Origin of the sequence: Paracoccus haeundaensis (assembly GCF_006239215.1) — a bacterium.
In the GTDB taxonomy this organism is placed as follows: domain Bacteria; phylum Pseudomonadota; class Alphaproteobacteria; order Rhodobacterales; family Rhodobacteraceae; genus Paracoccus; species Paracoccus marcusii.
Genome location: NZ_VDDC01000005.1, coordinates 15,611 through 40,717, shown reverse-complemented (window position 1 = coordinate 40,717; position 25,107 = coordinate 15,611). Strand labels below are relative to the sequence as shown.

21 protein-coding genes and 1 other annotated feature are annotated in these 25,107 nt (G+C 68.1%); of the genes, 8 read left to right on the top strand and 13 right to left on the bottom strand.

All coding sequences use genetic code 11. The features are described 5' to 3' along the window. Positions 1 to 23: 23 nt before the first annotated feature. The 9 genes from FHD67_RS02140 to coaBC all read right to left on the bottom strand — a co-directional run bounded on the left by FHD67_RS02140 (position 24) and on the right by coaBC (position 9,572). Positions 24 to 1,241, bottom strand: coding sequence for an NAD(P)/FAD-dependent oxidoreductase (locus FHD67_RS02140; protein WP_139597685.1), 1,218 nt, complete (start codon positions 1,239 to 1,241; stop codon positions 24 to 26). A 102-nt stretch (positions 1,242 to 1,343) separates the two neighbouring features. After that, a complete protein-coding gene (locus FHD67_RS02135) occupies positions 1,344 to 2,555 on the bottom strand; it encodes a cysteine desulfurase (RefSeq protein WP_139597684.1) in 1,212 nt (403 codons plus the stop codon). Beyond that, positions 2,552 to 3,145, bottom strand: coding sequence for a Yip1 family protein (locus FHD67_RS02130; protein ID WP_046000959.1), 594 nt, complete (start codon positions 3,143 to 3,145; stop codon positions 2,552 to 2,554). The genes FHD67_RS02135 and FHD67_RS02130 overlap by 4 nt, the downstream gene beginning before the upstream one ends. Continuing rightward, on the bottom strand, positions 3,142 to 3,660 hold the full coding sequence (locus FHD67_RS02125) for a hypothetical protein (RefSeq protein ID WP_232303350.1): 519 nt from the start codon (positions 3,658 to 3,660) through the stop codon (positions 3,142 to 3,144). Before FHD67_RS02125 ends, FHD67_RS02130 begins: the two co-directional genes overlap by 4 nt. Next, positions 3,633 to 4,967 (bottom strand): SufB/SufD family protein, encoded by a 1,335-nt coding sequence (locus tag FHD67_RS02120; protein ID WP_139597683.1) that lies wholly within the window; start codon positions 4,965 to 4,967, stop codon positions 3,633 to 3,635. Before FHD67_RS02120 ends, FHD67_RS02125 begins: the two co-directional genes overlap by 28 nt. Then, positions 4,967 to 5,722, bottom strand: coding sequence for a Fe-S cluster assembly ATPase SufC (gene sufC, locus FHD67_RS02115; protein ID WP_139597682.1), 756 nt, complete (start codon positions 5,720 to 5,722; stop codon positions 4,967 to 4,969). Before sufC ends, FHD67_RS02120 begins: the two co-directional genes overlap by 1 nt. A 76-nt stretch (positions 5,723 to 5,798) precedes the next feature. Next, positions 5,799 to 7,319, bottom strand: coding sequence for a Fe-S cluster assembly protein SufB (sufB, locus tag FHD67_RS02110; RefSeq protein WP_045982235.1), 1,521 nt, complete (start codon positions 7,317 to 7,319; stop codon positions 5,799 to 5,801). A 16-nt stretch (positions 7,320 to 7,335) separates the two neighbouring features. Beyond that, on the bottom strand, positions 7,336 to 8,391 hold the full coding sequence (locus FHD67_RS02105; protein ID WP_139597681.1) for a cysteine desulfurase family protein: 1,056 nt from the start codon (positions 8,389 to 8,391) through the stop codon (positions 7,336 to 7,338). Next, entirely contained in the window at positions 8,388 to 9,572 is a 1,185-nt protein-coding gene (coaBC, locus tag FHD67_RS02100; RefSeq protein WP_139597680.1) for a bifunctional phosphopantothenoylcysteine decarboxylase/phosphopantothenate--cysteine ligase CoaBC, read from the bottom strand. The genes FHD67_RS02105 and coaBC overlap by 4 nt, the downstream gene beginning before the upstream one ends. A 125-nt stretch (positions 9,573 to 9,697) precedes the next feature. Between coaBC and FHD67_RS02095 the strand changes: the two genes are divergently transcribed. Further along, positions 9,698 to 11,209 carry a YifB family Mg chelatase-like AAA ATPase gene (locus tag FHD67_RS02095; RefSeq protein ID WP_139597679.1) on the top strand — a complete coding sequence of 504 codons (1,512 nt, stop codon included), beginning with the start codon at positions 9,698 to 9,700 and terminating at the stop codon, positions 11,207 to 11,209. On the opposite strand, the gene gshB is transcribed toward FHD67_RS02095, so the two are convergent. Genes gshB through rsmI form a run of 3 tightly spaced genes read right to left on the bottom strand, consistent with a single transcriptional unit; the run spans position 11,206 to position 13,528 of the window. Beyond that, positions 11,206 to 12,156, bottom strand: a complete 951-nt coding sequence (gene gshB, locus FHD67_RS02090; protein WP_139597678.1) for a glutathione synthase — start codon at positions 12,154 to 12,156, stop codon at positions 11,206 to 11,208. The genes FHD67_RS02095 and gshB overlap by 4 nt on opposite strands. 60 nt (positions 12,157 to 12,216) lie before the next feature. Further along, positions 12,217 to 12,597: a YraN family protein gene (locus FHD67_RS02085; RefSeq protein WP_139597677.1), complete on the bottom strand. Its 381-nt coding sequence runs from the start codon at positions 12,595 to 12,597 to the stop codon at positions 12,217 to 12,219. Then, positions 12,590 to 13,528: a 16S rRNA (cytidine(1402)-2'-O)-methyltransferase gene (gene rsmI, locus FHD67_RS02080; protein WP_246071195.1), complete on the bottom strand. Its 939-nt coding sequence runs from the start codon at positions 13,526 to 13,528 to the stop codon at positions 12,590 to 12,592. Before rsmI ends, FHD67_RS02085 begins: the two co-directional genes overlap by 8 nt. 111 nt (positions 13,529 to 13,639) lie before the next feature. On the opposite strand from rsmI, the gene FHD67_RS02075 reads away from it, so the two are divergent. Genes FHD67_RS02075 through murJ form a run of 3 tightly spaced genes read left to right on the top strand, consistent with a single transcriptional unit; the run spans position 13,640 to position 19,147 of the window. Further along, positions 13,640 to 14,845: a penicillin-binding protein activator gene (locus FHD67_RS02075; protein WP_139597676.1), complete on the top strand. Its 1,206-nt coding sequence runs from the start codon at positions 13,640 to 13,642 to the stop codon at positions 14,843 to 14,845. A gap of 22 nt (positions 14,846 to 14,867) precedes the next feature. Next, positions 14,868 to 17,621 carry a [protein-PII] uridylyltransferase gene (locus tag FHD67_RS02070; RefSeq protein WP_139597675.1) on the top strand — a complete coding sequence of 918 codons (2,754 nt, stop codon included), beginning with the start codon at positions 14,868 to 14,870 and terminating at the stop codon, positions 17,619 to 17,621. Beyond that, positions 17,618 to 19,147, top strand: a complete 1,530-nt coding sequence (gene murJ, locus FHD67_RS02065) for a murein biosynthesis integral membrane protein MurJ (RefSeq protein ID WP_127898130.1) — start codon at positions 17,618 to 17,620, stop codon at positions 19,145 to 19,147. Before FHD67_RS02070 ends, murJ begins: the two co-directional genes overlap by 4 nt. On the opposite strand, the gene FHD67_RS02060 is transcribed toward murJ, so the two are convergent. After that, positions 19,144 to 19,845 carry a rhomboid family intramembrane serine protease gene (locus FHD67_RS02060; protein ID WP_045982227.1) on the bottom strand — a complete coding sequence of 234 codons (702 nt, stop codon included), beginning with the start codon at positions 19,843 to 19,845 and terminating at the stop codon, positions 19,144 to 19,146. The two genes, murJ and FHD67_RS02060, sit on opposite strands and share 4 nt — an antisense overlap. Positions 19,846 to 19,919: 74 nt before the next feature. On the opposite strand from FHD67_RS02060, the gene trpS reads away from it, so the two are divergent. The 4 genes from trpS to FHD67_RS02040 all read left to right on the top strand — a co-directional run bounded on the left by trpS (position 19,920) and on the right by FHD67_RS02040 (position 25,097). Next, entirely contained in the window at positions 19,920 to 20,954 is a 1,035-nt protein-coding gene (trpS, locus tag FHD67_RS02055; RefSeq protein WP_045982226.1) for a tryptophan--tRNA ligase, read from the top strand. A 62-nt stretch (positions 20,955 to 21,016) separates the two neighbouring features. Continuing rightward, positions 21,017 to 21,072, top strand: a sequence feature (sul1 is cis-regulatory element that is thought to sense ions involved in sulfur or methionine metabolism; They are found in Alphaproteobacteria). Positions 21,073 to 21,135: 63 nt separating this feature from the next. After that, positions 21,136 to 22,632, top strand: coding sequence for a SulP family inorganic anion transporter (locus FHD67_RS02050; RefSeq protein WP_139597674.1), 1,497 nt, complete (start codon positions 21,136 to 21,138; stop codon positions 22,630 to 22,632). A gap of 15 nt (positions 22,633 to 22,647) precedes the next feature. Beyond that, positions 22,648 to 23,502, top strand: coding sequence for a universal stress protein (locus tag FHD67_RS02045; protein WP_139597673.1), 855 nt, complete (start codon positions 22,648 to 22,650; stop codon positions 23,500 to 23,502). A gap of 293 nt (positions 23,503 to 23,795) precedes the next feature. Continuing rightward, positions 23,796 to 25,097: a Hint domain-containing protein gene (locus FHD67_RS02040; protein WP_176695027.1), complete on the top strand. Its 1,302-nt coding sequence runs from the start codon at positions 23,796 to 23,798 to the stop codon at positions 25,095 to 25,097. The last annotated feature ends 10 nt before the right edge of the window (positions 25,098 to 25,107 follow it).

Here is a 25,107-nt window from a genome sequence, read left to right as displayed (position 1 = left end):
GATGTGATGGCAGCCGCCCGGTTTCAACCGCGTTTCAGACGCCTCGGCTGAAGTTCCGCCCAGCCTTCGCCGCCCGACAGCTCATCCGCCAGGATTTCGGCCGTGACCGGGCCCAGGGTAAAGCCCTGGTGGCCGTGACCGAAATGCGCCCACAGGTTCGGCTGGTCCGGCACGCGGCCCACCACGGGCAGCATGTCGGGCATGCAGGGGCGCCGTCCGGTCCAGGGTTCGGCCTCGACCGCCGCCCCGATGTCGAACAGCTCGCGCGCGGCCTTCTCGCCATGCTTCAGCTGCGGCGGCGACAGGCGCGGATGGGGCGTCAGCTCGGCCGCGGTGGCGATGCGCAGACCGCGGCGCATCGGCGACAACACAACCGAATTGCCGAAATCGGCGATCGGGTGATGGGGCGGCAGCTCCATGTGATAATGCTTGTGATAGCCGCGCTTGAACACCATCGGCACCTTGAGGCCAAAGCGCTGCGTCAGCATCGGCGACCAGGGCCCAAGCGCGATGACGGCATGCTCCGCCTCGACCTCGTCGGCGCGCCAGCCCGCGCCATGGCGGTGCAGGTCACCGGCATCGCCGTTCACGACGCGCCCGCCCCGCTTCTGGAACAGCGCCGCATAGCTGGCGACCAGGCCGCCCGGATCGGCGCAGTTCCAGCTGTCGGACCAATGGGTCGCGCCCTCGACCTCGATGCGGATCGCGGGCTCCATCGCGCGCAGTTCGGCCCCGCTCATCAGCCGCGCCTGCACGCCGAACTCGGTCGCGAAACGTTCGGCGGTCTTGCAGGCGACATCCATCTTGGCGGGGGTGCGGTGGATCTCGATATAGCCGTTGCGGCGGATGATGTTGTCGGCGCCCGCCGCCGCGATCAAGGGGCCGTGGCGGTCGGTCGACTGGCGGATCAGCTTGCCCCAGGTCACCGACGCCCGCCTGTGCGCGGCAGGCCGCGAATTCCACGCATAGGTGGCCACCGCGCCCAGTTGCGACAGCAGGCCCTGCGGCGTCCATTTCACGTCATAGCCGCGCCCCAGGGCGATCTGGAACAGAGCGCCGGGCGACAGCGGCATGGCATAGGGCTCGACCGCTTCGGTCTGGATCAGGCCGGCATTGCCATAGCTGGTCTCGCGCCCCGGCACGCCGCGTTCGATGATGGTGACGTCATGCCCGCGCGCCTGCAGCGCCAGACCGGTGCTGACACCCACCATACCCGCACCCAGAACCAGAACCTCGGCCATTCCCGCCCCCATCGCTGATGATAGGTCAGGGATGCAGACATTCCCGCCATCCGGCAAGATTTATCGGGCATTCTTCGACGCCCCTCGAAATCTTTGCAAGAATCAGGCGAAAAGCTCGCGGCAGAAGATCAATCCTTCGACCAGCGCGTCCACATCTGCCTGCGTGTTGTACATCGCGAAGCTGGCACGGGCGCTGGCATTGATTGCCAGATGCTCCATCAGGGGCATGGCGCAGTGGCTGCCCGCACGGACCGCGATTCCCTTCTTGTCCAGGATGGTCGAGATGTCATGCGCGTGCGCCCCATCCATCGTCATGGAGAAGATCGCGCCCTTGCCTGGCGCATCGCCCTGCACCTGCAGCCAGTTCAGCGCCCGCAGGCGGTCGCGGGCATGGTCGCGCAGCGCGCGCTCATGGGCGGCGATGTTCTCCATCCCCAGGGACATCATGTATTCCAGCGCGGCGCCCAGACCGATCTGGTTGACGATGCCGGGCGTGCCTGCCTCGAACCGCAGGGGCGGGTCGTTATAGGTGACGGCGTCGCGGCTGACGGTGCGGATCATGTCGCCGCCGCCCAGGAAGGGCCGCATCTCGGCCTGGCGGTCGGCGCGGATCCAGATCGCCCCCGAACCGGAGGGTCCGTAAAGCTTGTGCCCCGTGATGCAGTAGAAATCGGCGCCAAGCGTCGACAGGTCCACCGGCATGTGGACCGCGGCCTGCGACCCGTCCACGACCATCGGCAGGTCGGTGCCGCGGCGGATCGCCGCGATGTCCACGACCGTCCCGGTCACGTTCGACATGTGCGTCAGCGCCAGCATCCGCGTGCGCGGCGTGATCGCGGCCAGCACCTTTTCCGGCGGCAGGCTGCCATCCGCATCGGGTTCGACCCATTTCAGCACGACGCCCTGGCGTTCGCGCAGGAAATGCCACGGCACGATATTGGCGTGATGTTCCAGCAGCGACAGCACGATCTCATCCCCGGCTTGCAGGCGCGGCGCGGCCCAGGCATAGCTGACCAGGTTCAGCGCCTCGGTCGAGCCGCTGGTGAAGATCACCTCGTCGACCGCGGGCGCGTTCAGGAACCGTGCGATGATCCCGCGGACGCGTTCGTAATTATCGGTCGCAAGGTTCGACAGGTAATGCAGGCCGCGATGGACATTGGCGTATTCGCCCTCATAGGCGCGGGTGATGGCGTCGATCACGACGCGCGGCTTCTGCGCGCTGGCGCCGCTGTCCAGATAGACAAGCGGGCGCCCGTTGACCGTCGTCGACAGGATCGGAAAATCGGCGCGGACGGCGTTGACGTCAAAGCTCATTGCGGCATCTCCGGCATGAGGCCTAGCGCGGCCATGAAGAACGACAGGACGAATCCCATGACCAGCAGCGTGCCGAACATGACCAGCAGCACCTTGGGGCCGCTGGTGAACCCGTGGAGCGCCTTGGTGAACTGCACCGTCAGCCACAGGAACAGCGCGACCGCGATGATCCCCAGGATCCCCGCCAGCCCCGGCAGGGCCAGCGACAGCACGATCTGGGCCAATTGCACGACCAGCAGCATCACCTCGATCCAGACGGTCAGCAGCAGGGCATCCTCGAACCGGCCGTGGCCGCCGAACATGCGCCCGACCCCGGCCATCAGACCCGCGCCCAGCACGATCGCGACCAGCTGCATTCCGGCCAGGACCAGCGGCTGCCGGCTTATCGAGAACACGGCCGCCCCCTCGTCCGAGGGCAGCGGGAACAGCAGGGTCGAGCCGTAGGCCAGCAGCCCCGACAGCGACACCGCCAGAACCAGCGCCATCCAGCGCACCTGCATCGGCCAGCGCTGGTCGATCAACCAGCGGGCCGCCCCTTCTGGATCGCGCAGGGTCCGGCGCGCCAGCGCCTTGAAGTCGTCGAAGGTCATTTGCGTCTCGCCAGCGCCATGATCCCGGCGCCCCAGATGAACAGGAATCCCGCACCCGCCACCGTGCGGGTCAGGGTCAGCGCGGGGGACGGGCCGATCAGCCCCGCCACCATCCCGCCCAAAAGCGTCGCGGGCGCCACCGCCATCAACGCCCAGAACAGCGCCAGGCGCGCATGGCGCGCCTCCAGCCGCCACGGGGTCAGGCGGCTGAGCAGCGCCGTCAGCCCCGCCATGGCATAGGCCACCAGCGGCATCATGAACATGGTCCCAAGGGCCGCACCCCCGATCCGCGCATCCAGCGGGATCGACGGGTCCAACTGCGCCGCGCGCGACAGGCCCGGCGCCTGCCCGACCAGCGTGATCAGCATCGCCACCATCAGCACGACCAGCAGCGTGCTGTCGGGCATCGCCGACAGGCCCCGCACCACCCGGCGCGGGGCCCACCAGCTTTCCAGCACGCGCAGCACCATCCCGCCGCGCGGGCCGGTCATCCCTGCGGGCGTTCGGTCAGCCACGCGTCCAGCCGTTCGTTGATCTCGTCGCGCAGGCTCTCGTCGTCGACCTCGGCCAGGGCGTCGGCCAGGAACGAAAGCACCAGGAACACGATCGCCCGGTCATAGGGCACCCCGCGAGAGCGCAGGTAGAACAACGCCCCCTCGTCGATCGCGCCCGTCGTGGACCCGTGCGAACACTTGACGTCGTCGGCATAGATCTCAAGCTCGGGCTTGGCCAGGAACTGGCTGGCCTCGTCCAGCAGCAGGGCCTGGCTGATCTGATAGCCGTCGGTCTTCTGCGCGCCGTTCTTGACCAGGATCTTGCCCTGGAACACGCCGGTCGCCCCGTTCTTCAGGACCTTCTTGAACACCTGCCGGCTTTCGCCGCGCAGCGCGCCATGGGTCACGAAGACGGTGTCGTCATGGTGGAACGGACCGACATCGCCGTCGCCCAGCACCGCCGCGGCGACATGGGCCACCGCATCGTCGCCGACCATGTCCACGACAGCCTCGTGGCGCATGGTGGTGCCGTTAACGACCAGCGCGAAACTCTTCAGCACCGCACCCTCGCCCACGCGGGCGAACAGGTGCGACAGGCCGACCTTGGGATCGACGGCGCGCTTGGCCGCGATGTGGTGCAGCGTGGCGCCCGGCAGCAGATCGGCCTCGATCATGCCGTTCGACCGCGCGCCGACCATGCCGCTTTCCAGCAGCGTCAGTTCGGCGCCCGATTCGACCCGGATCACGTGATGCCAGACGGCATCCGCGCGGTCCGACCCGCGGCGATGCAACACATGCACCGGACGCGAGGGCTTGCCTGTCACGCGGATCAGCAGGCCGTCGGCCGCGACGGCCGTGTTCAGCGCCGCGAACGGCCGCTTGACCGGGGTCTGACCCGCCAGCTCCAGCGTCCCGTACAGGTCGGCCGACCAATGATCGCCCGCCCGGTCGGCCTGCGCCAGGGTGGTGATCTCGATCCCTTCCAGCGACAGGTCGTCGGAAGCCGCGGCGTCGAACGAACCGTCGACAAAGACCAACGTCAGCTTGTCACGCGCGGTGAACAGCGGCGATTCTGGGCCCGTATCGATGGCCAGCGCCTGCGGCTCGGGCGCGTTGAACGGGTGCGGGTCGGTATAGCGCCAGTATTCGTCACGCGGGCCCGGCAGGCCCATGGCGCGCAGCCGTGCCAGCGCGTCGGCGCGCGCGGCGGCGGTGAACCCACCCGTGGGCAGCGTGGTCGCGGCCAGCCGCGCATCCAGCGCATTGGCGGGCTTGGGCGCGCCGGTGACCTGCGGGGTCTGGATTTCCTGAACGGCGGATTCGGACATCAGCCGGCCTCCGCCAACAGGTCGCCATAGCCGTTCTCTTCGACTTCCAGCGCCAGTTCGGGGCCGCCCGACTTGATGATCCGGCCGTTGGACATGATGTGCACGACGTCCGGCTGGATATGGTTCAGCAGGCGCTGATAGTGGGTGATGACGAGAAAGCTGCGGCCTTCGCTGCGCAGGGCGTTCACGCCGTCGCTGACAAGGCGCATCGCATCGACGTCCAGACCCGAATCTGTCTCGTCCATGATGCACATGCGGGGCTCCAGCATGGCCATCTGCAGGATCTCGTTGCGCTTCTTCTCGCCCCCCGAAAAGCCGACATTGACGGGGCGCTTCAGCATGTCGGGGCTGATCTGCAGCTCTGCCGCCTTGGCGCGCACGACCTTCAGGAACTCTCCTGCAGTCAGCTCGGTCTCGCCGCGCGCCTTGCGCTGCGCGTTCACGGCGGTGCGCAGGAACGTCATGTTGCCGACGCCCGGAATCTCGACCGGGTACTGGAACGCCAGGAACAGGCCTGCGGCCGCACGCTCCTCGGGCTCCATGTCCAGCAGGCTCTCGCCGTCCAGCGTGGCGCTTCCGTCGGTGACCTCATACCCGTCACGGCCCGACAGTACATAGGACAGCGTGGACTTGCCCGACCCGTTCGGGCCCATGATCGCATGGACCTCTCCGGCCGGAACCTCCAGCGTCAGACCCTTCAGGATCTGCTTGTCCTCGTCCTCAAGTTTGACGTGCAGGTTGTTAATTTTCAGCATATTTCCCTCAAACGGCAAAGGCGCCACCGGGGCGCCGCATCTATGGTGGCCGGGCAGCAATGCCCGGCCGGATCGATCAGCCCACCGAGCCTTCCAGCGAGATCGCGACCAGCGCCTGCGCCTCCATGGCGAATTCCATGGGCAGGGCCTGCAGGACCTCGCGGCAGAACCCGTTGACGACCAGCGCCACGGCCTCTTCCTCGTCCATCCCGCGCGACCGGCAATAGAACAGCTGGTCGTCGTCGACCTTGCTGGTCGTCGCCTCGTGCTCCACGCGGCTGCTGCTGTTCTTGACCTCGATATAGGGCACGGTATGCGCCCCGCACTTGTCGCCGATCAGCAGGCTGTCGCACTGGGTATAGTTGCGGCTGTTCGTGGCGCGCGGGTGCATGGTGACCAGCCCGCGATAGGTGTTCTGCGCCTGCCCTGCCGAAATCCCCTTGGACACGATCCGCGAGCGCGTGTTCTTGCCCAGGTGGATCATCTTGGTGCCGGTATCGGCCTGCTGCCAGTTGTTGGCGATGGCGATCGAATAGAACTCGCCCTGGCTCTCATTGCCGCGCAGGATGCAGGACGGGTACTTCCAGGTGATCGCCGATCCGGTCTCGACCTGCGTCCACATCACCTTGGCCCGGTCGCCGCGGCAGTCGGCGCGCTTGGTGACGAAGTTGTAGATGCCGCCCTTGCCGTCCTCGTCGCCGGGGAACCAGTTCTGGACGGTCGAGTACTTGATCTCGGCATCCTCAAGGATGACCAGCTCAACGACTGCGGCATGCAGCTGGTTGGTGTCGCGCTTGGGCGCGGTGCAGCCTTCCAGATAGCTGACATGGGCGCCCTTGTCGGCGATGATCAGGGTCCGTTCGAACTGGCCGGTGTTCTCCGCATTGATGCGGAAATAGGTCGACAGTTCCATCGGGCACTTCACGCCGGGCGGGATGTAGACGAAGCTGCCATCCGAGAACACCGCGCTGTTCAGCGTCGCGAAATAGTTGTCAGACTGCGGTACGACCGATCCCAGGTACTTGCGCACCAGTTCGGGATGCTCGCGGATCGCCTCGCTGATCGAACAGAAGATCACCCCGGCCTTGGCCAATTCGTCCTTGAAGGTCGTGCCCAGGCTGACGCTGTCGAAGACGGCGTCAACGGCCACACGGCGACCCTCGGCGGGCGCATCCTCGGCGCCCTCGACGCCCGCCAGGATCATCTGCTCGCGCAGCGGGATGCCCAGCTTGTCATAGGTCGCCAGCAGCTTTGGGTCCACGTCGTCCAGCGACTTGGGCTTCTCCTCCATGCTCTTGGGACGCGCATAGTAATACTGGTCCTGATAGTCGATCTCGGGATAGTTCAGCATCGCCCATTTCGGCTCTGCCATGGTGACCCAGCGGCGATAGGCTTCCAGCCGCCATTCGGTCATCCATTCCGGTTCCTGGTTCTTGGCCGAGATCAGACGGACGATATCCTCGTTCACGCCCTTGGGCGCATAGTCCATCTCGATCTCGGTGTTCCAGCCGTATTTGTAGCTGCCCATGTTCTGGACAGTCTCGACCGTTTCCCGGTCTACGCCTTCGCGCACGTCAAGATCGGTGATGTCCGTCATCCTTCAGTCCTTTTCCTCAAATGGCCGCGGTCGGTCCATTCCTGTCGCGCCAGCGTGAATACGCCTTTTCCCAGGCATCCGCAAATCGGTTGATCTGATCGTCCCCAACAGCGGGGCTTATCGAGATCCGGATCGCCGATTGCGCAAGCTGATCGTCGAACCCCATCGCCTGCAGGGCGCCGCTGGCCCGGACCTTGCCCGATGAACAGGCCGAGCCGGCCGAGATCGCGAACCCTGCCAGATCCATCTGCATGACCTGGGTTTCGCCCTTCCACCCCGATGTAAGAAGGCATGTCGTGTTCGGCAAGCGCCGCACGGCCTTTCCGACGATCACCGCGCCGGGCGCGATGTCGCAGATCCGCGCCTCCAGCGCGTCGCGCCGCTCGCGGACCGCGTCCCACAGCCCGGCGTCCAGATCACGTTGCGCGGCCGTGGCGGCGGCGGCAAAGGCCAGGATGCCGATCAGGTTCTCGGTCCCCGCACGGCGCCCCTGCTCCTGCCCGCCGCCCTTGATCAGCGGAGGCAGGTCGGTGCCTTTCTTCAGGATCAGCGCACCGATTCCCTTCGGCCCGCCCAGCTTGTGCGCGCTGACGAAGCCTGCCGTCACGCCAAGCCAGTTGAACGCCATGGGCACCTTGCCGAAGGCCTGCGTCAGGTCGCTGGAATGCAGCCCCTGCGGCAGGTCCTGCATCACGCCGGTCTCGTTGTTGGCCAGCTGCAGGCTGGTTCGTGCGGGGTCGGTCACCGTGACGATGCCGTCGCCGTCGACCGCAAGGTCCGCCTCGCACCAGACCTTGACGGCGCTGTGTTCCACGGGGGCGCAGTGGAACCCGCCCTGCCCCAGGACCATCGCCGCGGCCTCGGTCGCACCGGCGGTGAAGACCACGTCGGCCCCGTCTGCGCCCAGGGCCACGGCCACCTGCTCGCGGGCGCGTTCCAGCGCCATCTTGGCGGCCCGCCCCTCGGTATGGACCGATGACGGGTTGCCAGAGATTTCCAGCGCCTCGGTGATGGCGGCCTTGACTTCGGGGCGCAGCGGGGTGGTGGCGTTCCAGTCCAGATAGGTTCTCATGCCAATGCCTCCGCGACCCGCGCGGCCAACCGGGCCGCCACGGCATGCTTGTCCATCCGCGGCCAGTCCTCGGCGCCGGCTTCGGTGATCAGCGTGACGGTGTTGTGGCTGCCGCCCATGATGCCCGTCGCGGGGCTGACATCGTTCGCCACGATCCAGTCGCAGCCCTTGCGCAGCCGCTTCGCGGTCGCATGGGCGGTCACATCCTGCGTTTCCGCCGCAAACCCCACGACCAGGCGCGGACGGCGCGCATCGCGACTGATCCAGGCCAGGATGTCCGGGTTTTCGGCCATCTGCAGCGTCGGCATGTCGCCGGTCTTCTTGATCTTCTGGTCGCTGCCGTTCAGCACGCGCCAATCGGCCACCGCCGCCGCCATCACCGCCGCATCGGCGGGCAGCGCGGCCGCGACCGCATCCCGCATCTGCTGCGCCGTTTCCACCGCGATCACGTCGACGCCCTGCGGCGCGGGCACGGATGCGGGGCCGGTCACGAAGCTGACCCGCGCGCCCAGATCGCGCAGCGCCGCGGCGATCGCCGCCCCCTGCGCCCCGCTGGAGCGGTTGGCGATATAGCGCACCGGGTCGATCGGCTCATGCGTGGGGCCGGACGTCACGATCACATGCCGCCCCGTCAGCGGCCCGTCGGTCAGGGCCGCACGGATCGCGGCCACGATCGCCTCGGGTTCGGCCATGCGGCCCGCGCCGTATTCGCCGCAGGCCATGTCGCCGTCGTCCGGGCCGACGAACAGCACGCCGTCGCCCCGCAGCGTGGCCAGGTTGCGCTGTGTCGCGGGGTGGTGCCACATCCGCACGTTCATCGCCGGTGCGATCAGGACGCGCTTGTCCGTCGCCAGCAGCAGGGTGGATGCCAGATCATTCGCCGATCCCTGGGCCATCTTGGCCATCAGATCGGCCGTAGCTGGGGCCACGACGACCAGATCGGCCTGCCGCGGCAGCTGGATATGGCCGATCTCGGCCTCGGCACCCTGATCCCACAGCGTGTCGTGCACCGGCTCTCCGGCCAGCACGGACAGGGTCATGGGCGTGGTGAACTGTGCGCCGGCCGCGGTCAGCACCGGCGTCACCGACGCGCCCGCTGCGCGCAGCAGCCGGATCAGCGCCGGCGCCTTGAAGGCCGCGATCCCGCCGCCCACGATCAGCAATATCCGCCTGCCCTGCATGCACTACCCCCATCGGTCCTGCGCCCCAGATAGCGACGCGGCGCCGCTGCCGCAAGGAAAGCGCGCCCGTTAACGCTTCCTTAAGGCTGCTGCCGTTAACCATTCCAGGACAACCGAGGGGTAACATGGTCGCCATCGCCTATTCCGTGGCCTTCGAAGGCATCGAGGCCCGCCTGGTCGAGGTGCAATGCGCCGTGGCGGCGGGCCTGCCCGGCTTCTCCATCGTGGGTCTGCCCGACAAGGCGGTCAGCGAGGCCAAGGAACGCGTCCGTGCGGCCTTCGGCGCGCTGGCCATCGCCCTGCCGAACAAGCGGCTGACCGTCAACCTGTCCCCTGCCGATCTGCCCAAGGAGGGCTCGCATTTCGACCTGCCCATCGCGCTGGCGGTGCTGGCCGCGCTGGACATCGTGCCCCGGGAGGAACTGGCCCGCTGCGTGGCCCTGGGCGAGCTGGCGCTGGACGGGCGGCTGGTCGCGGTCGCGGGCGCGCTGCCTGCCGCCGTCGCGGCCGCGGATGACGACCGCGCGCTGATCTGTCCGCGCGCCTGCGGCGCCGAGGCCGCGTGGATCGAACAGGTTCCCGTCCTGGCCGCCGACACGCTGCGCGCCGTGGTCGATCACCTGACCGACCGCGCGCCCATCGCGCCGGCCCGCCCCGGCCAGGTCGTCGACGGTCCCCAGCCCCCGTGCCTGTCCGATGTCCGCGGCCAGGAACGCGCCAAACGCGCGCTGGAGATCGCCGCCGCGGGGCGTCATCATCTGCTGATGGTCGGTCCCCCCGGCGCGGGCAAATCCATGCTGTCGGCGCGCCTGCCCGGCCTGATGCCGCCCCTGACCGCACGCGAGGCGCTGGAGACCTCGATGGTGCATTCGGTGGCGGGGCTGCTGAAGAACGGCCAGATCTCGCGCCGCGCGCCCTTTCAAAGCCCGCACCACACCGCGTCCTCCCCGGCCATCGTCGGCGGCGGCCCCAAGGCCAAGCCGGGAGAGATCAGCCTGGCCCATAACGGCGTGCTCTTTCTGGACGAGCTGCCGGAATTCGACCGCAAGGTGCTGGAAAGCCTGCGCCAGCCGGTCGAGACGGGCGAGGTCTTCGTCAGCCGCGCCAACGCGCATATCCGCTATCCCAGCCGGTTCCTGCTGATCGCGGCGGCCAACCCGTGCCGCTGCGGCTATCTGGCCGATCCGGGCCGGGCCTGTTCGCGCGCGCCGGTCTGCGGCGACAGCTATCTGGGCAAGATCTCCGGGCCGCTGATGGACCGGTTCGATCTGCGGCTGGAAGTGCCGGGCGTCAGCCTGACCGACCTGGACCTGCCGGCGGGCGACACGTCCGCGACGGTGGCGGCCCGCGTCGCCGCGGCCCGCGCGATCCAGGCAAAGCGGTTCCGCAACCATCCCGGCGTGACGGTGAATGCCGATGCGCCGCCGCCGCTGCTGGACGCGATCGCCGCGCCCGATGCGGACGGGCGCGCGCTGATCCTGAAGGCGTCGGAAAGGCTGGGCCTGACGGCGCGCGGTTATCACCGCATCCTGCGCAGCGCGCGCACCATCGCCGATCTGGACGGGTCGGACCATGTCCTGACCTGCCACCTGGCCGAGGCGATCAGCTATCGCCTGCCCTTCGTCGCGGGGGGTTAGCCCTTGCCGGCCACGCGCCGCTCGATCGCCTCCCAGATGGCCTCGGCGGCATTGATGCCGTCGAACCGCTCCAGCTCCTGGATGCCGGTGGGCGAGGTCACGTTGATCTCGGTCAGCCATCCGTCGATGACGTCGATCCCGGTGAAGATCAGGCCCTTCTCGCGCAGCACGGGGGCGATGCGGGTGCAGATCTCGAATTCGCGCTCGGTCAGGCCGATCTTCTCGGCGCGCCCGCCGACATGCATGTTCGACCGGGCCTCGCCCTCTTGCGGGACGCGGTTGATGGCGCCCACGGGTTCGCCGTCGACCAGGATGATGCGCTTGTCGCCCTTGACCACGGCGGGCAGGTACTTCTGCGCGATCATGGGTTCGCGGTTGATGCCCGCGAAGGTCTCCAGCAGGGCCGACAGGTTCGGGTCGCCGGGCTTCAGGTGGAACACCCCCGCCCCGCCATTGCCGTAAAGCGGCTTGACGATGATCTCTCCGTGGCGCGCCCGGAACGCCTTGAAGGCAGCGGGGTCGCGGGCGATCATGGTGGGCGGCGTCAGGTCGGGAAAATCCAGCACCATCAGCTTTTCGGGGCAGTTCCGGACCCAGAACGGGTCGTTGACCACCAGCGTCTGGGGATGCACCCGGTCCAGCAGATGGGTCGAGGTCACGTAACCCATGTCGAAGGGCGGGTCCTGGCGCAGCCAGATCACGTCGAAATCGCCGGCCTCGACCTCGGTCCAGTCGCCGAAGGTGACGTGGTCGCCCTCGGTCCGGCGCAGGGTGACGGGGCGGCCGCGCACGACGATGCGCCCCTCGTCATAGCGCAGCTGATCGACGGTGTACTGGAACAGCCGGTGGCCGCGGGCCTCGGCCTCCAGGCCGATGCGGAAGGTGCTGTCGGCGTGGATCGAGACATCCTCGATCGGGTCCATCTGCAAGGCGACATACAGGCTCATGGGGCCCTCCTGAATTTCGGACAAGTTGTGGCCCGCCGCCGGGGCGGATGCAAGCCTGCCTCAGACCTCGCCGAAGGCATTGGGGATCAGCTCCACCCGACCGGTGGCATCCACCAACGCCACGTCGAAGCGCATGGAAACCTCGCCCAGGCCCTGTCGGTCGCAATATTCCAGCGCGGCTTGGGTGATCCGGCGCATCTGCGCGGGCAGCAGGTGCAGGGCGGCGTCGGCATGGCTGCGCGACGCCTTGACCTCGACGAAGACCAGGTCGGGACCGTCCTGCACGATCAGGTCGATCTCGGCCCCCTGCCCGCGCCAGCGCGTCGCCAGAACCTGCGCGCCGCGCTGGCGATAGAGGCGAAGGACGCTCTCCTCGGCCAGGCGGCCGGACAGGTCGGCGGTGCGGCCCCGGCCCGCGCGCCTGCCGCCCGGCTCAGTCACGATCCGCCAGCCCAAGCGCCAGCTGATAGACGTCGCGGCGCGGCAGGCCCAGTTCCTGCGCGGCCTCGCGGGCGGCGTCCTTGACGGACATGGTGCGCATATGCGCAGTCAGGACGGCGCGCACGCGGTCCTCGTCCATCTCAACGGCGGAGGGGCGGTCAAGGACCATCACCACCTCGCCCTTCAGCGTGGCCATGCGCGGATCGGCGGACAGGTCGGCAGCGGTGCCGCGGGTCACCTCCTCGAACTTCTTGGTCAGTTCGCGCGCGACGACGGTGATGCGGGCCGGGTCGATCAGGGCCAGATCCTCCAGCGTGCGGGACACGCGGCGCGGGCTCTCGAACAGGATCAGGGTCGAATCGACCGCCATCCAGCGGCGCAGCCAGGTCTGGCGGGCGGACTGGGTCGGCGGCGGAAAGCCCAGGAACAGGAACCGGTCGCTTGGCAGCCCCGCCAGCGTCAGCGCCGCCAGCGCCGAGGACGGCCCCGGCAGCGCATGCACCCGCGCCCCGGCCTCTGCCGCGTCCAGCGCCAGCCGATAGCCGGGATCGGCCACCAGCGGCGTGCCCGCATCGGAACAGTACGCCACGCTGGCCCCGTCCGACAGCGCCGCCAGCAGCGCGGGACGCGCCCGGTCGCCGTTGTGGTCGTGATAGGACAGGATGCGCCGCCCGCGCAGCGGCACGCCGTGGATGTCCAGAAGATGGCGCAGCACGCGCGTGTCCTCGGCCGCCAGCATGTCGGCGCTGTTCAGCACGTCCAGCGCGCGCAGCGTGATGTCGCGGGCCGCCCCGATGGGGGTCGCGACCAGGTACAGGCCGGGGTCCAGGCGCGCGGCCTCGACATGCGCGGCCAGGCGGCGGGCGGGGTCCTGCCCAGAGTTCGGCATAGGGTTCGGCCCATGGTTCGGGGGGTCGCGGCGGTCGGTCATCCTGCCTCCGGTTCCGGCCCGCACGGGGCCGGCGCTGATTGCCAATCGCAAAGACAGGACATAGGCTGCCGCCATCCGCGCGCGTCATAACATAAAGCAGGGAAGTTTCACATGTCAGCCTTCGCCACAACCCGGCCTGCGGGTCTGCGCCATGTCCTTTTGAAAGCGGCGACGGTGGTATCGGCCCTGTTTCTGGCCGCGTGCGAGCCGACCGGCGGAACCACGCAGGCCAGCGGCCCCGAGACGGGCCCCCTGATCGACCCGTCCGAACCGGTGCGCGTGGCGCTGCTGGCGCCGGGCGGGACCGGGTCGGACGACCTGGAATGGCTGGCCCGCAGCCTGAAGAACGCGGCCCGCATGGCCGCGGCCGACGCCCAGGGCGCGACCATCGACCTGCGCGTCTATGACAGCGGCGCATCGACCGAAAGCGCGGTGGCCCAGGCCAATGCCGCCGCCGACGCGGGCGCGCAGATCGTGCTGGGTCCGCTGTTCGCCGACGGCGCCAACGCGGTGGGCAACGCCATGAAGGCGCGCAACATCAACGTGCTGACATTTTCCAACAACACCCAGGTCGCGGGCGGCAACGTCTTCATCCTGGGCAACAGCTTCGAGAACGTGGCCGACCGCCTGGTCGGGTACGGCATGACGCAGAACAAGCGCAACGTGCTGGTCGTGGCCGAGAACGACGTGGCGGGCCAGCTGGGCGGCCGCGCGATCGAGGCCGCGATCGCCCGCAACGGCGCCCGCATGGCGGGTCGGGTCGACCACCCGGTCTCGATCACCGGGGTCGACGGCGTGGTGCCCCGCATCACCCAGGCCGCGACGTCGGGGTCGATCGACGCGGTGTTCATGACCGCCAACAACCAGGCCGTCCTGCCCTATCTGACCGAACAGCTGGCCGCGGCGGGCGTGCGGTCGCCCGGCACGCAGATGATCGGCCTGACCCGGTGGGACCAACCCTCGTCGCGCCTCGGCATGCCGCAACTGGCCGAGGGGTGGTTCGCGATCCCCGACCAGACCCTGCAGCGCCAGTTCGAGGCCCGCTATGCCGGTGCCTATGGCGAGGCGCCCCATCAGCTGGCTTCGCTGGCCTATGACGGGGTCGCGGCGATTTCCTCGCTGGTGCGCAATGGACAGCGCAACGCGCTGACCACCACGGGCCTGACGCAGCGGGCGGGCTTCAACGGCGTGGGCGGCGTCTTCCGCCTGCAGCGCGATGGCACCGTTCAGCGCGGCCTGGCGGTCGCCACCATCCGCGGCGGCCAGCTGGTCGTGCTGGACCCCGCACCGCGCAATTCGCGCGGGCTGGGGTCGTGACCGGGGCCGGACGCACCGACCGATGACCATCGTCGCGGCCCGACCCGACCTGGACACCGACCAGCTGCTGGCCCGCCTGGACCGGCAGCTGGCGGGAACCACCGACCCCCGCCAGATCCGCGCGCAGACCGTGGCGATGCTGGCCCTGACGCGATCCGTGACGATGGAGGCGATCGAGGCCGCCTTTGCCACCCATCCCCGCGCCGCGCGCGAGACGGTGCGTGCCATCGCCATGATGACGGATGCGCTTGTCACCGCGGTCCATCACGTGGCCACGACACGCCTGCACCCCCAGCAGTCCTCGTCCGAGACGCAGCGCCTGGCCGTGCTGGCCGTCGGCGGCTATGGCCGGGCCGAGATGGCGCCCTCCTCCGACGTGGACCTGCTGTTCCTGACCCCGTGGAAGATCACCCCCTGGGCGGAAAGCGTCGTCGAATCGATGCTGTACATGCTGTGGGATCTGAAGCTGAAGATCGGCCATTCGATCCGCAGCGTGGACGACTGCCTGCGCCTTGGTGCGGCGGACATGACGATCCGCACCTCGCTGGTGGAACACCGCTTGGTCACGGGCCACGCCCCTCTGGCCGAGGAGCTGCGCACCCGCCTGTGGGCCGAACTGTTCGAGCGGACCATTCCCGAGTTCATCGAGGCCAAGCTGGAGGAACGCGCCGCGCGCCACACCCGTCAGGGCGGCCAGCGCTATGTCCTGGAACCCAACGTCAAGGAGGGCAAGGGCGGCCTGCGCGACCTGCAGACGCTGTACTGGATCGCGAAATACATCCACCGCGTCGACAGGGCGGTCGAGCTGGTCGATCTGGGCGTCTTCACCCGCGACGAGCATCTGGCCTTCTGGCAGGCCGAGGATTTCCTGTGGGCGGTGCGCAGCCATCTGCATCTGATCGCGGGGCGGCCGTCGGACGTGCTGTCCTTTGACATGCAGGTCGAGGTGGCGCGGCGCATGGGCTATGTCGACACCACCGCCCGGCGCGCGGTCGAGTACTTCATGCAGGACTATTTCCGTCACGCCACCCGCGTCGGAGAGCTGACCCGCGTCTTCCTGACGGAACTGGAGACCCGCCATGTCCGCGCAGCACCCTTCCTGGGCCGCATCTTCCGTCGGCGGCGCAAGATGCGCGCGGGTTTCGTCGATCAGCAGGGTCGCCTGTCCTATGAAACCGAGGCGACCTTCCTGGCCGACCCGCTGAACATCCTGCGCCTGTTCGAGGAGGCCCTGCGCACCGGCGTGCTGATCCACCCCGAGGCGCTGCGCCTGGTGGCCGCGAACCTGGACCGCATCGACGACAAGGTGCAGTCCGACCCCGAGGCGATCCGCATCTTTATGGACCTGCTGCTGCGGCACGGAAACCCCGAACGCGCGCTGCGGCGCATGAACGAACTGGGCGTGCTGGCCGCCTTCATCCCGGAATTCGAACCCGTCGTCGCGATGATGCAGTTCAACCTGTATCACCACTATACCGTCGACGAACACTCCATCCAATGCGTCGCCGCCCTGGCCGAGATCGAGCGCGGCGAACACCCCGAGGACCTGCCGCTGTCGTCGGAGATCATCCAGGCCGGCGTGAACCGTCGGGTGCTGTACCTGGCGACCCTGCTGCACGACATCGGCAAGGGCCGCCCCGAGGATCATTCGATCCTGGGGGCGCGCATCGCGCGGCGGATCGCGGCGCGCTTCGGCTTTGCCCAGGACGACATCGACACGGTCGAATGGCTGGTGCGCCATCACCTGCTGATGTCCGACGTGGCGCAGAAACGCGACATCAGCGACCCGCGCACGCTGCGCGACTTTGCCAAGGCGGTGAAGACGCGCAAGCGGCTGGACATGCTGCTGGTCCTGACCGTCTGCGACATCCGCGGCGTGGGTCCGGGCACCTGGAACAACTGGAAGGCCGCGCTGCTGCGCCAGCTGCACCAGGAGACCGCGGCCGCGCTGGAGAACGGGCTGGAGGAGCTGAACCGCGACCGTCGCCAGACCGAGGCGAAACGGTCGCTGCGCCACCTGCTGATCGCCAAGGGTTGGGACGCCCGCACCATACGCGCCGAACTGGGCCGCCATTACGACGCCTATTGGTCGGGCCTGCAGACCCAGACGCAGGCCGTCTTCGCCGACCTTCTGTCTGGCCTGGGCGCGGACGAGATCCGCATCGACCTGCGCGCCGATCCCGACCGGGATGCGACCCGCGCGGCCTTCGTGCTGTCGGACCATCCGGGCATCTTCTCGCGGCTGGCCGGGGCGCTGACGCTGACCGGGGCGAACGTGGTCGACGCGCGCACCTATACCACGCGGGACGGCTATGCGACGGCGGTGTTCTGGGTCCAGGACGCCGAGGGGCATCCCTTTGCCGAGGATCGCCTGCCCCGCCTGCGCCAGACCATCCTGCGCACCTTGGCCGGAGAGATCGTCGCCCGCGAGGCCTTTGCCAGCCGGGACAAGCCGAAAAAGCGCAACCGAGAGTTCAAGTTCCCGACCCACATCACCTTCGACAACGAAGGCAGCGACATCTATACCATCATCGAGGTCGACACCCGCGACCGCCCCGGCCTGCTGTACGACCTGACGCGGACACTGGCCGCGACCCACATCCAGATTGTCAGCGCCGTCATTGCGACCTATGGGGCGCAGGTGGTCGACAGCTTCTACGTCAAGGACATGTTCGGCCTGAAGCTGCACAGCCCCGCGAAACGTGACGGGCTGGAAAAGAAACTGCGCACGGCGATCGCCGACGGCGTGAAACGGGCCGAGGCTGAACAGGCATGAAATCCGGATTGGTGCGGGGGTTCCTCTCCGTTGGGCTATGGACGCTGATCTCGCGCGCGTCGGGCTTCGTGCGCGACATTCTGATGGCCGCCTGGCTGGGCACCGGCGCCGTGGCCGAGGCGTTCCTGATCGCGCTGTCCCTGCCCAACATGTTCCGCCGCTTCTTCGCCGAGGGCGCGTTCAACACCGCCTTCATCCCGATGTTCTCGAAGAAGCTGGACGACCCGGCCGACGCGCAGCGTTTCGCGCGCGAGGCGTTCTCGGGGCTGTTCATGACGGTGCTGGCGCTGTCGGCGGTGGCGATGATCTTCATGCCGGGGCTGGTCTGGCTGATGGCGTCGGGGTTCGCGGGCGATGAACGGTTCGACCTGGCGGTCGAATACGGGCGGATCACCTTTCCCTACATCCTGCTGATCTCGATGGCCTCGATGATCTCGGGCGTCTTGAACGCGAACGGGCGATTTACCGCCGCGGCGGCGGCGCCGGTGCTGCTGAACCTGCTGTTCATCGTCGCGATGGGGCTTGGGCGCTGGCAGGGATGGGACCTGGGCCTGACCCTGGCCTGGGCCACGCCCGTCACTGGGGTGGCGCAGCTGGCGCTGGTCTGGTGGGACGCGCGGCGGACCGGATACACGTTCTGGCCGCACCGCCCGCGCCTGACGCCCGACATGCGCCGCCTGATCGCGGTGGCCCTGCCCGCGGCCTTCGCAGGCGGCGTCGTGCAGATCAACCTGCTGGTCGGCCGCCAGGTCGGATCCCGGTTCGAGGGCGCGATCGCCTGGCTGTCCTATTCCGACCGGCTGTACCAGCTGCCTCTGGGCGTGGTGGGCGCGGCGGTCGCGGTCGTCCTGCTGCCCGAACTGGCCCGCCGCATCCGGGCCGAGGATCACGCGGGCGGCCAGTCGGCCTATTCCCGCGCCACGGAATTCGGACTGTTCCTGACGCTGCCCTCGGCCTTCGCGATCGCGGTGATCGCGGAACCGATGGTCAGCACGCTGTTCGAACGCGGTGCCTTCACCGCCTTCGACACACAGCAGACGGCGGCGGCGCTGATCGTCTATGCCTTCGGCCTGCCCGCCTTCGTGCTGCAGAAGATCCTGCAGCCGCTGTATTTCGCGCGCGAAGATACCAGGACCCCGTTCCGCTTTGCCCTGATCTCGATGGTGGTGAACGCCGTCGCGGCCTTTGGCCTGATGCCGATCTTCGGCTTCCTGGCGGCGGCGCTTGGCACGACCATCGCGGCCTGGATCATGGTGGCGCAGCTGTGGTGGGGCACCCGGTCGATGGGTCAGGCGGCGCGCGCCGATGCGCGCCTGCGCCGGTCGTTCCCGCGCATCCTGCTGGCATCGGCGCTGATGGCTGCCGTCCTGTGGGCTACCCGCGGCTGGCTGGAGGCCGCAGGCCTGGGTCGCGGTGCGGGGCTGGCGATCCTGGTCTTTGGCGGCGCCGCGCTTTATTTCGCGCTGGCCTTTGTCATCGTGGGCTATCGCCCGTCGGAACTGCGCGCCGCCGTCCGGCGCGGTTAACGCTGGCGCAGCTGCGCCAGCGCGCGGGCCATGCCCCCGTCGACCAGCACGAAGGACAGCGCGAACCCGAACCCAAAGCCCGCGATCTCGGCAATCCAGCCCAGGCCCGCGCCGCCGAAGATCAGGCCGAAGACCAGCTGGAACAGCAGCAGCATGCCGATCAGCGTGAAGGCCCGCATCCGGTTCGCGTTCTCGGCCGCCAGCCGCGTCCAGATCAGGAAGGTGAACGCCCCCACCAGCCCATAGACCGCCGGATAGCCGCCGATCAGCGGCGCGGACCGCGCGCCCACCGCCTGGATGATCGCGGCATAGACCAGCGCACCGCCGATGGCCGACCCGAAATACAGCGCCAGCACCGCCCAAGGGCGGAAGTTCTGCGCGACCATGTTCCCCAAAGCCAGCGTGAAGACCACGACGAACAGCGCATGCATGGCGTTGACATGGATGAACACGAAGCTGAGGAACCGGTACATCTGTTCCAGATCGAACGCCCCCAACGTCCAGGCGCGCTGCGCCAGTTCGGGCGGAAACGCCGCCATGCGGATCGCGGACAGGCGCAGGCCCACGCCCTCGGCCCCGCCGATCAGGCCCGCGCCGCCCAGGGCAAAGACCGCCTCGGAGGCGATGACGGGCACGGTCAGCAGCCAGATAACGGGCGGCAGCGGGTTCAGCGGCGATTCAGGCAGGCTTGATCGCATGGGGTTTCCTTGGGTTGCGAAGGCACCGGTCAACCGCTAAGCCAGCGGGCAGGAAATTCCAAGGCAGGCCGCTCATGTCCGACCCGATCAACGCCCAGTTCCGCCCACGCATCTTTTCCGGCATCCAGCCGTCGGGCGGGCTGACGCTTGGCAACTACCTTGGCGCGCTCAAGCGGTTCGCAGCCCTGCAGGGCCCGGACGCGCAGACGATCTACTGCATCGTCGACCTGCACGCGATCACCGTCTGGCAGGACCCCCAGATCCTGCTGTCGCGCACGCGCGAGGCGGCGGCGGCCTTCATGGCGTCGGGCGTGGACCCCGCGCAGTCGATCCTGTTCAACCAGTCCCAGGTCAGCGCCCATGCCGAGATGGCGTGGCTGTTCAACACGGTCGCGCGCGTGGGCTGGATGTACCGGATGACCCAGTTCAAGGACAAGGCCGGCAAGAACGCCGAGAACGTCAGCCTGGGCCTTCTGGCCTATCCGGCGCTGATGGCGGCCGACATCCTGACCTATCAGGCGACCGCCGTCCCGGTCGGAGAGGATCAGAAGCAGCATCTGGAACTGACCCGCGACATCGCGGCCAAGTTCAACCACGATTACGGCGTCACCCATTTCCCAATCACCGAACCGCTGATCGAAGGCGTGGCCACCAAGGTCATGTCCCTGCGCGACGGGTCAAAGAAGATGTCGAAATCCGATCCGTCGGATGCCAGCCGCATCAACCTGACCGACGATGCCGACACCATCGCCCAGAAGATCCGCAAGGCGCGCACCGATGCCGACCCCCTGCCCGGCCAGATGGACGGTCTAAAGGACCGCCCCGAGGCGCGCAACCTGATCAACATCTATGCCGCCCTGACGGACGAGACCCCCGACCAGGTCCTGGCCCGGTTCGAAGGTCAGGGGTTCGGCGCGTTCAAGCCCGCCCTGGCCGAGGTCGCGGTCGAGGCGCTGTCGCCCATCACCCGGCGCATGTCCGAATACATGGCCGACCCCGCCCAGATCGATGCGATCCTGGCCGACGGGTCCGACCGCGCGGCGGCCGTCGCCATGCCGATCCTGGAGCGGACCAAGGACATCATGGGTCTGCTGCGCACCCGCGGCTGAGGCCCCCCGGCCGCAAGGGGGTTGCGCCAGCGGCCTCTTTGCGGCTATCAGCCCGACACGTGCATGGACCCGGTGAGATTCCGGGTGGCTCTTCCGGCCGCCGATCCGCCGGACAATTCGAACCTTGACACTTGACTGTCGGACCGCAGGCCACGACGGCCCGGTCAGGAACGGATGACACATGTTTTCACTGACGACCTACAAGAACGAATGGCTGGGCAACATCAGGCCCGACCTGCTTTCGGGCCTTGTCGTGGCCCTGGCGCTGATCCCCGAGGCCATCGCCTTTTCCATCATCGCGGGCGTGGACCCCAAGGTGGGGCTGTATGCCAGCTTCTCGATCGCGGTCATCACCGCGATCACCGGGGGGCGTCCCGGCATGATCTCGGCCGCGACGGCGGCGACGGCGGTGCTGATGATCACGCTGGTGCGCGATCACGGGCTTGAATACCTGCTGGCGGCCACCGTGCTGGCCGGCCTGATCCAGATCGGCTGCGGCCTGGCCGGTCTGGGACGCTTCATGCGCTTTGTCTCGAAATCGGTGATGACCGGGTTCGTGAACGCGCTGGCGATCCTGATCTTCATGGCGCAGCTGCCCGAACTGGACCTGTCCGCACCCGGCGTGACCTGGTTCACCTACGTGCTGGTCGCCGCGTCGCTGGCGATCATCTACCTGTTCCCGCGCATCACCAAGGCGATCCCGTCGCCGCTGGTCACCATCGTCGTGCTGACCGGGCTTGCGATGACCTTCGGGTGGGACGTGCGCACGGTGGGCGACATGGGCGCGCTGCCCGACACGCTGCCGATGTTCCTGATCCCCGACATCCCGCTGACGCTGGAGACGCTGCAGATCATCCTGCCCTATTCCATCGCGGTCGCCATCGTGGGCCTGCTGGAAAGCCTGATGACCCAGAACCTGGTGGACGAGCTGACCGACACACGCAGCAACCGCAACCAGGAATGCATCGGCCAGGGCCTGGCCAACACCGCCACCGGCTTCATCGGGGGCATGGCGGGCTGCGCCATGATCGGACAGTCGATGATCAACGTCAAATCCGGCGGGCGGGGGCGGCTGTCGTCCTTCACCGCCGGGGTGGCGCTGCTGATCCTGGTGGTGGGTCTGGGCGATCTGGTCAGCCGCATTCCCATGCCGGCGCTGGTCGCGATCATGATCATGGTGTCCATCGGCACCTTCAGCTGGTCGTCGCTGGCCAACCTGCGCACCCATCCGCGCTCGTCCTCGGTGGTGATGCTGGCGACCGTCGCCACGGTCGTCTGGACCCACAACCTGGCCATCGGGGTGCTGGTGGGCGTGCTGCTGTCGGGGATCTTCTTCGCCGCCAAGATCGCGCAGCTGTTCGGCGTGACCTCGACCCTGTCGGCGGACGGCCGCAGCCGGACCTATGTCGTCGAAGGGCAGATGTTCTATGCCTCGGTCGAGGATTTCATGGCCGCGTTCGACTTTGCAGAACCGCTGGATCATGTCACCATCGACGTCAGAGGGGCGCATATCTGGGACATCAGCTCGGTGCAGGCGCTGGACATGGCGATCCTGAAGTTCCGGCGCGACGGCGCGCAGGTGCAGCTGATCGGCATGAACGCCGCCTCGGAGACGCTGGTCGACCGGCTTGCCATCCATGACAAGCCCGGCGCCCTGGACAAGCTGACGGCGCATTAGAGGGGGAGACGGCACATGAACGACAAGATCATCGCCCTGGTGGACGGCTCGGTCTACGCGGCCTCGGTGTGCGAACATGCGGGCTGGCTTGCCGCGCGCAGCGGCATGCCGGTCGAGCTGCTGCACGTCCTGGGCCGCAGGTCCCCCGCCCCGTCGCAGGACCTGTCCGGCACGATCCGCCTTGGCGCGCGCAGCGCCCTGCTGGACGAGCTGGCAAGCCTTGACGAACAGCGCGCGCGCCTGGCGAACGCCCAGGGCCGCGCCCTGCTGGAGGATGCGCGCAACCTGACCCTGGGCGCCGGCGCCGCGCGGGTCGAGACGCGCTTGGAACAGGGCGACCTGATCGCCCATGCGACCGGCAAGGCCGCAGGCCCCGCCCTGATCGTGATCGGCAAGCGCGGAGAGGCCGCCGATTTCGCGGCCGACCATCCCGGATCGAACCTTGAACGCGTGGTCCGCGCGGCCAAGGTGCCGGTCCTGGTCGCCGCCCGCGCCTTCCGCCCCATCGCCAGCGTGATGCTGGCCTTTGACGGCGGGGCCTCGGCGATGAAGGCGGTCGATCACGTGGCCTCCAGCCCGGTCTTCGACGGGCTTCGGATCGAGGTGGCGATGGCCGCCCCGGTCAACCGCGAGGCGCAGGTCCAGCTGGAGGAGGCGATCCTGCGCCTGCGCGCCGCCGGCCGCGATGCCCGCGCCGAACTGCTGGACGGCAGCGCCGACAGCGCGCTGATCGCACGGATCGAACAGCAGGATCACGACCTGCTGGTCATGGGGGCCTATGGGCATAGCCGCATTCGCCGGTTGATCATCGGATCGGTCACGACGCGCATGCTGATCGATTCCCGCAGATCCGTGCTGCTGTTCCGCTGACCCATAAATAAACAGTTAACAGCGCACAAATTTACAGCCTCCAGTTGCAGATTCGACGCGGACGCCGGCCTCCGGCCCCCGCGTCGGATCAACCCTGACCGGCCCTGCACAACGTGCAATGTGAACCGGAAAGTTCATAGGTTAATCAATCAATTGCACGATGTGCGACGCGGGTCGTGAAAAACGCGCCCACGTGGGGCGGGCGCGTGGATTTTGTTGACAACCGCCGGGGTGCGGGCGTAACGCCATTGAAACAGGGTTAACAAGAATCGTTTTCAAGAGGGATGACTGTCATGGCCACGATCTTTGGCAGCTATGATGGCGATGGCGCGACCATTCTTCAGGGCAACTCCTCGGAGGGAACCCAGAACGTCACGTTGTCGGACTGGGCGTTCAGCCGGCAAACCGAGCCGGGCGACAACCGGAGCGTGTACGACATCAGCATGAAGGGCGGCGACGACACGCTGGAGGGCGGAAACCTGTCCGGCCAGGGCGCCCCCGTCGCCTTCGGCCAGGTCGACCTGGGCACCGGCGACGACATGGCCCATCTGTCGCGCACCACCTTCGAGACGATCTCGACCGGCGACGGCGACGACACGCTGAAGCTGGAGCAGTCGTTCGGCGCGCGCGTGGACCTTGGCAAGGGCGACGACGTCCTGTGGTTCGACATGAAGCCGGACCACAGCCTGTCGGATGCCGACAAGATGCGCGGCGGCGCCAAGCTGGACGGCGGCAAGGGTCAGGACACGCTGAACCTGCGCGGGGAGTGGACGCTGACCTTGTCCAGCGGCAACGTCACCATGGACACCGACGGCGACGGCAAGGCCGACCTGGTCACCAACGTCTACAGCGACAGCGACATCGGCTCGATCCTGGCCTATCCGCGCATCCTGCAGGGCACGGTCTCCTATGGGACGATGACGCTTCGCGACGGATCGACGGTGGCATCACGGTCGGGCTTTGCCAACTTCGAGGCGATCAACGCGGTCTGCTTCACCGCCGGCACGCTGATCGACACCCCCCGCGGCGCGGTCCCGATCGAGACCCTGCGCCAGGGCGACACGGTCATCACCCGCAACGGCCCCAAGGCCCTGGCCTGGATCGGTTCGCGCAGGCTGGACGCGGTCGATCTGGCGGGGAACCCCAAGCTGCTGCCGATCCTGGTGCCCGCCGGCGCCTTCGGCAACGGCCTGCCCCTGCGCGACATCCGCTTTTCGCCCCAGCACCGCGTCGTCATACGCTCGGCCATCGCCGAGACGATGTTCGGCGCCCCCGAGGTGCTTGTCGCGGTCAAGCAGCTGATCGGCGTGAACGGCATCGACGTGGACGGCGACGCCCGCAGCGTCCAGTACCTGCACCTGATGTTCGCCGACCACCAGATCCTGTCGGTCGAGGGGATCGAGGCCGAGAGCCTGTTCCCCGGGCGCCAGGCGCTGACTTTTCTCAGCCAGGACCAGCTGTCCGAACTGCGCGCGATCTTCCCCGATTTCGACGCGATGACCGAGACCGATCCGGCCATCCCGTTCCTGAAGGGTCGCGAAGGACGCTCGCTGGCCGCCCGCCACGCCCGCAACGACCGCCCGCTGTATTCGTAAGGACCGGCCT

Coding starts and splice junctions, on each gene's coding strand:
- FHD67_RS02140 (WP_139597685.1), bottom strand. CDS start 1,241: ATGGCCGAGGTTCTGGTTCTGGGTGCGGGTATGGTGGGTGTCAGCACC.
- FHD67_RS02135 (WP_139597684.1), bottom strand. CDS start 2,555: ATGAGCTTTGACGTCAACGCCGTCCGCGCCGATTTTCCGATCCTGTCG.
- FHD67_RS02130 (WP_046000959.1), bottom strand. CDS start 3,145: ATGACCTTCGACGACTTCAAGGCGCTGGCGCGCCGGACCCTGCGCGAT.
- FHD67_RS02120 (WP_139597683.1), bottom strand. CDS start 4,967: ATGTCCGAATCCGCCGTTCAGGAAATCCAGACCCCGCAGGTCACCGGC.
- sufC (WP_139597682.1), bottom strand. CDS start 5,722: ATGCTGAAAATTAACAACCTGCACGTCAAACTTGAGGACGAGGACAAG.
- sufB (WP_045982235.1), bottom strand. CDS start 7,319: ATGACGGACATCACCGATCTTGACGTGCGCGAAGGCGTAGACCGGGAA.
- FHD67_RS02105 (WP_139597681.1), bottom strand. CDS start 8,391: ATGAGAACCTATCTGGACTGGAACGCCACCACCCCGCTGCGCCCCGAA.
- coaBC (WP_139597680.1), bottom strand. CDS start 9,572: ATGCAGGGCAGGCGGATATTGCTGATCGTGGGCGGCGGGATCGCGGCC.
- FHD67_RS02095 (WP_139597679.1), top strand. CDS start 9,698: ATGGTCGCCATCGCCTATTCCGTGGCCTTCGAAGGCATCGAGGCCCGC.
- gshB (WP_139597678.1), bottom strand. CDS start 12,156: ATGAGCCTGTATGTCGCCTTGCAGATGGACCCGATCGAGGATGTCTCG.
- rsmI (WP_246071195.1), bottom strand. CDS start 13,528: ATGACCGACCGCCGCGACCCCCCGAACCATGGGCCGAACCCTATGCCG.
- FHD67_RS02075 (WP_139597676.1), top strand. CDS start 13,640: ATGTCAGCCTTCGCCACAACCCGGCCTGCGGGTCTGCGCCATGTCCTT.
- FHD67_RS02070 (WP_139597675.1), top strand. CDS start 14,868: ATGACCATCGTCGCGGCCCGACCCGACCTGGACACCGACCAGCTGCTG.
- murJ (WP_127898130.1), top strand. CDS start 17,618: ATGAAATCCGGATTGGTGCGGGGGTTCCTCTCCGTTGGGCTATGGACG.
- FHD67_RS02060 (WP_045982227.1), bottom strand. CDS start 19,845: ATGCGATCAAGCCTGCCTGAATCGCCGCTGAACCCGCTGCCGCCCGTT.
- trpS (WP_045982226.1), top strand. CDS start 19,920: ATGTCCGACCCGATCAACGCCCAGTTCCGCCCACGCATCTTTTCCGGC.
- FHD67_RS02050 (WP_139597674.1), top strand. CDS start 21,136: ATGTTTTCACTGACGACCTACAAGAACGAATGGCTGGGCAACATCAGG.
- FHD67_RS02045 (WP_139597673.1), top strand. CDS start 22,648: ATGAACGACAAGATCATCGCCCTGGTGGACGGCTCGGTCTACGCGGCC.
- FHD67_RS02040 (WP_176695027.1), top strand. CDS start 23,796: ATGGCCACGATCTTTGGCAGCTATGATGGCGATGGCGCGACCATTCTT.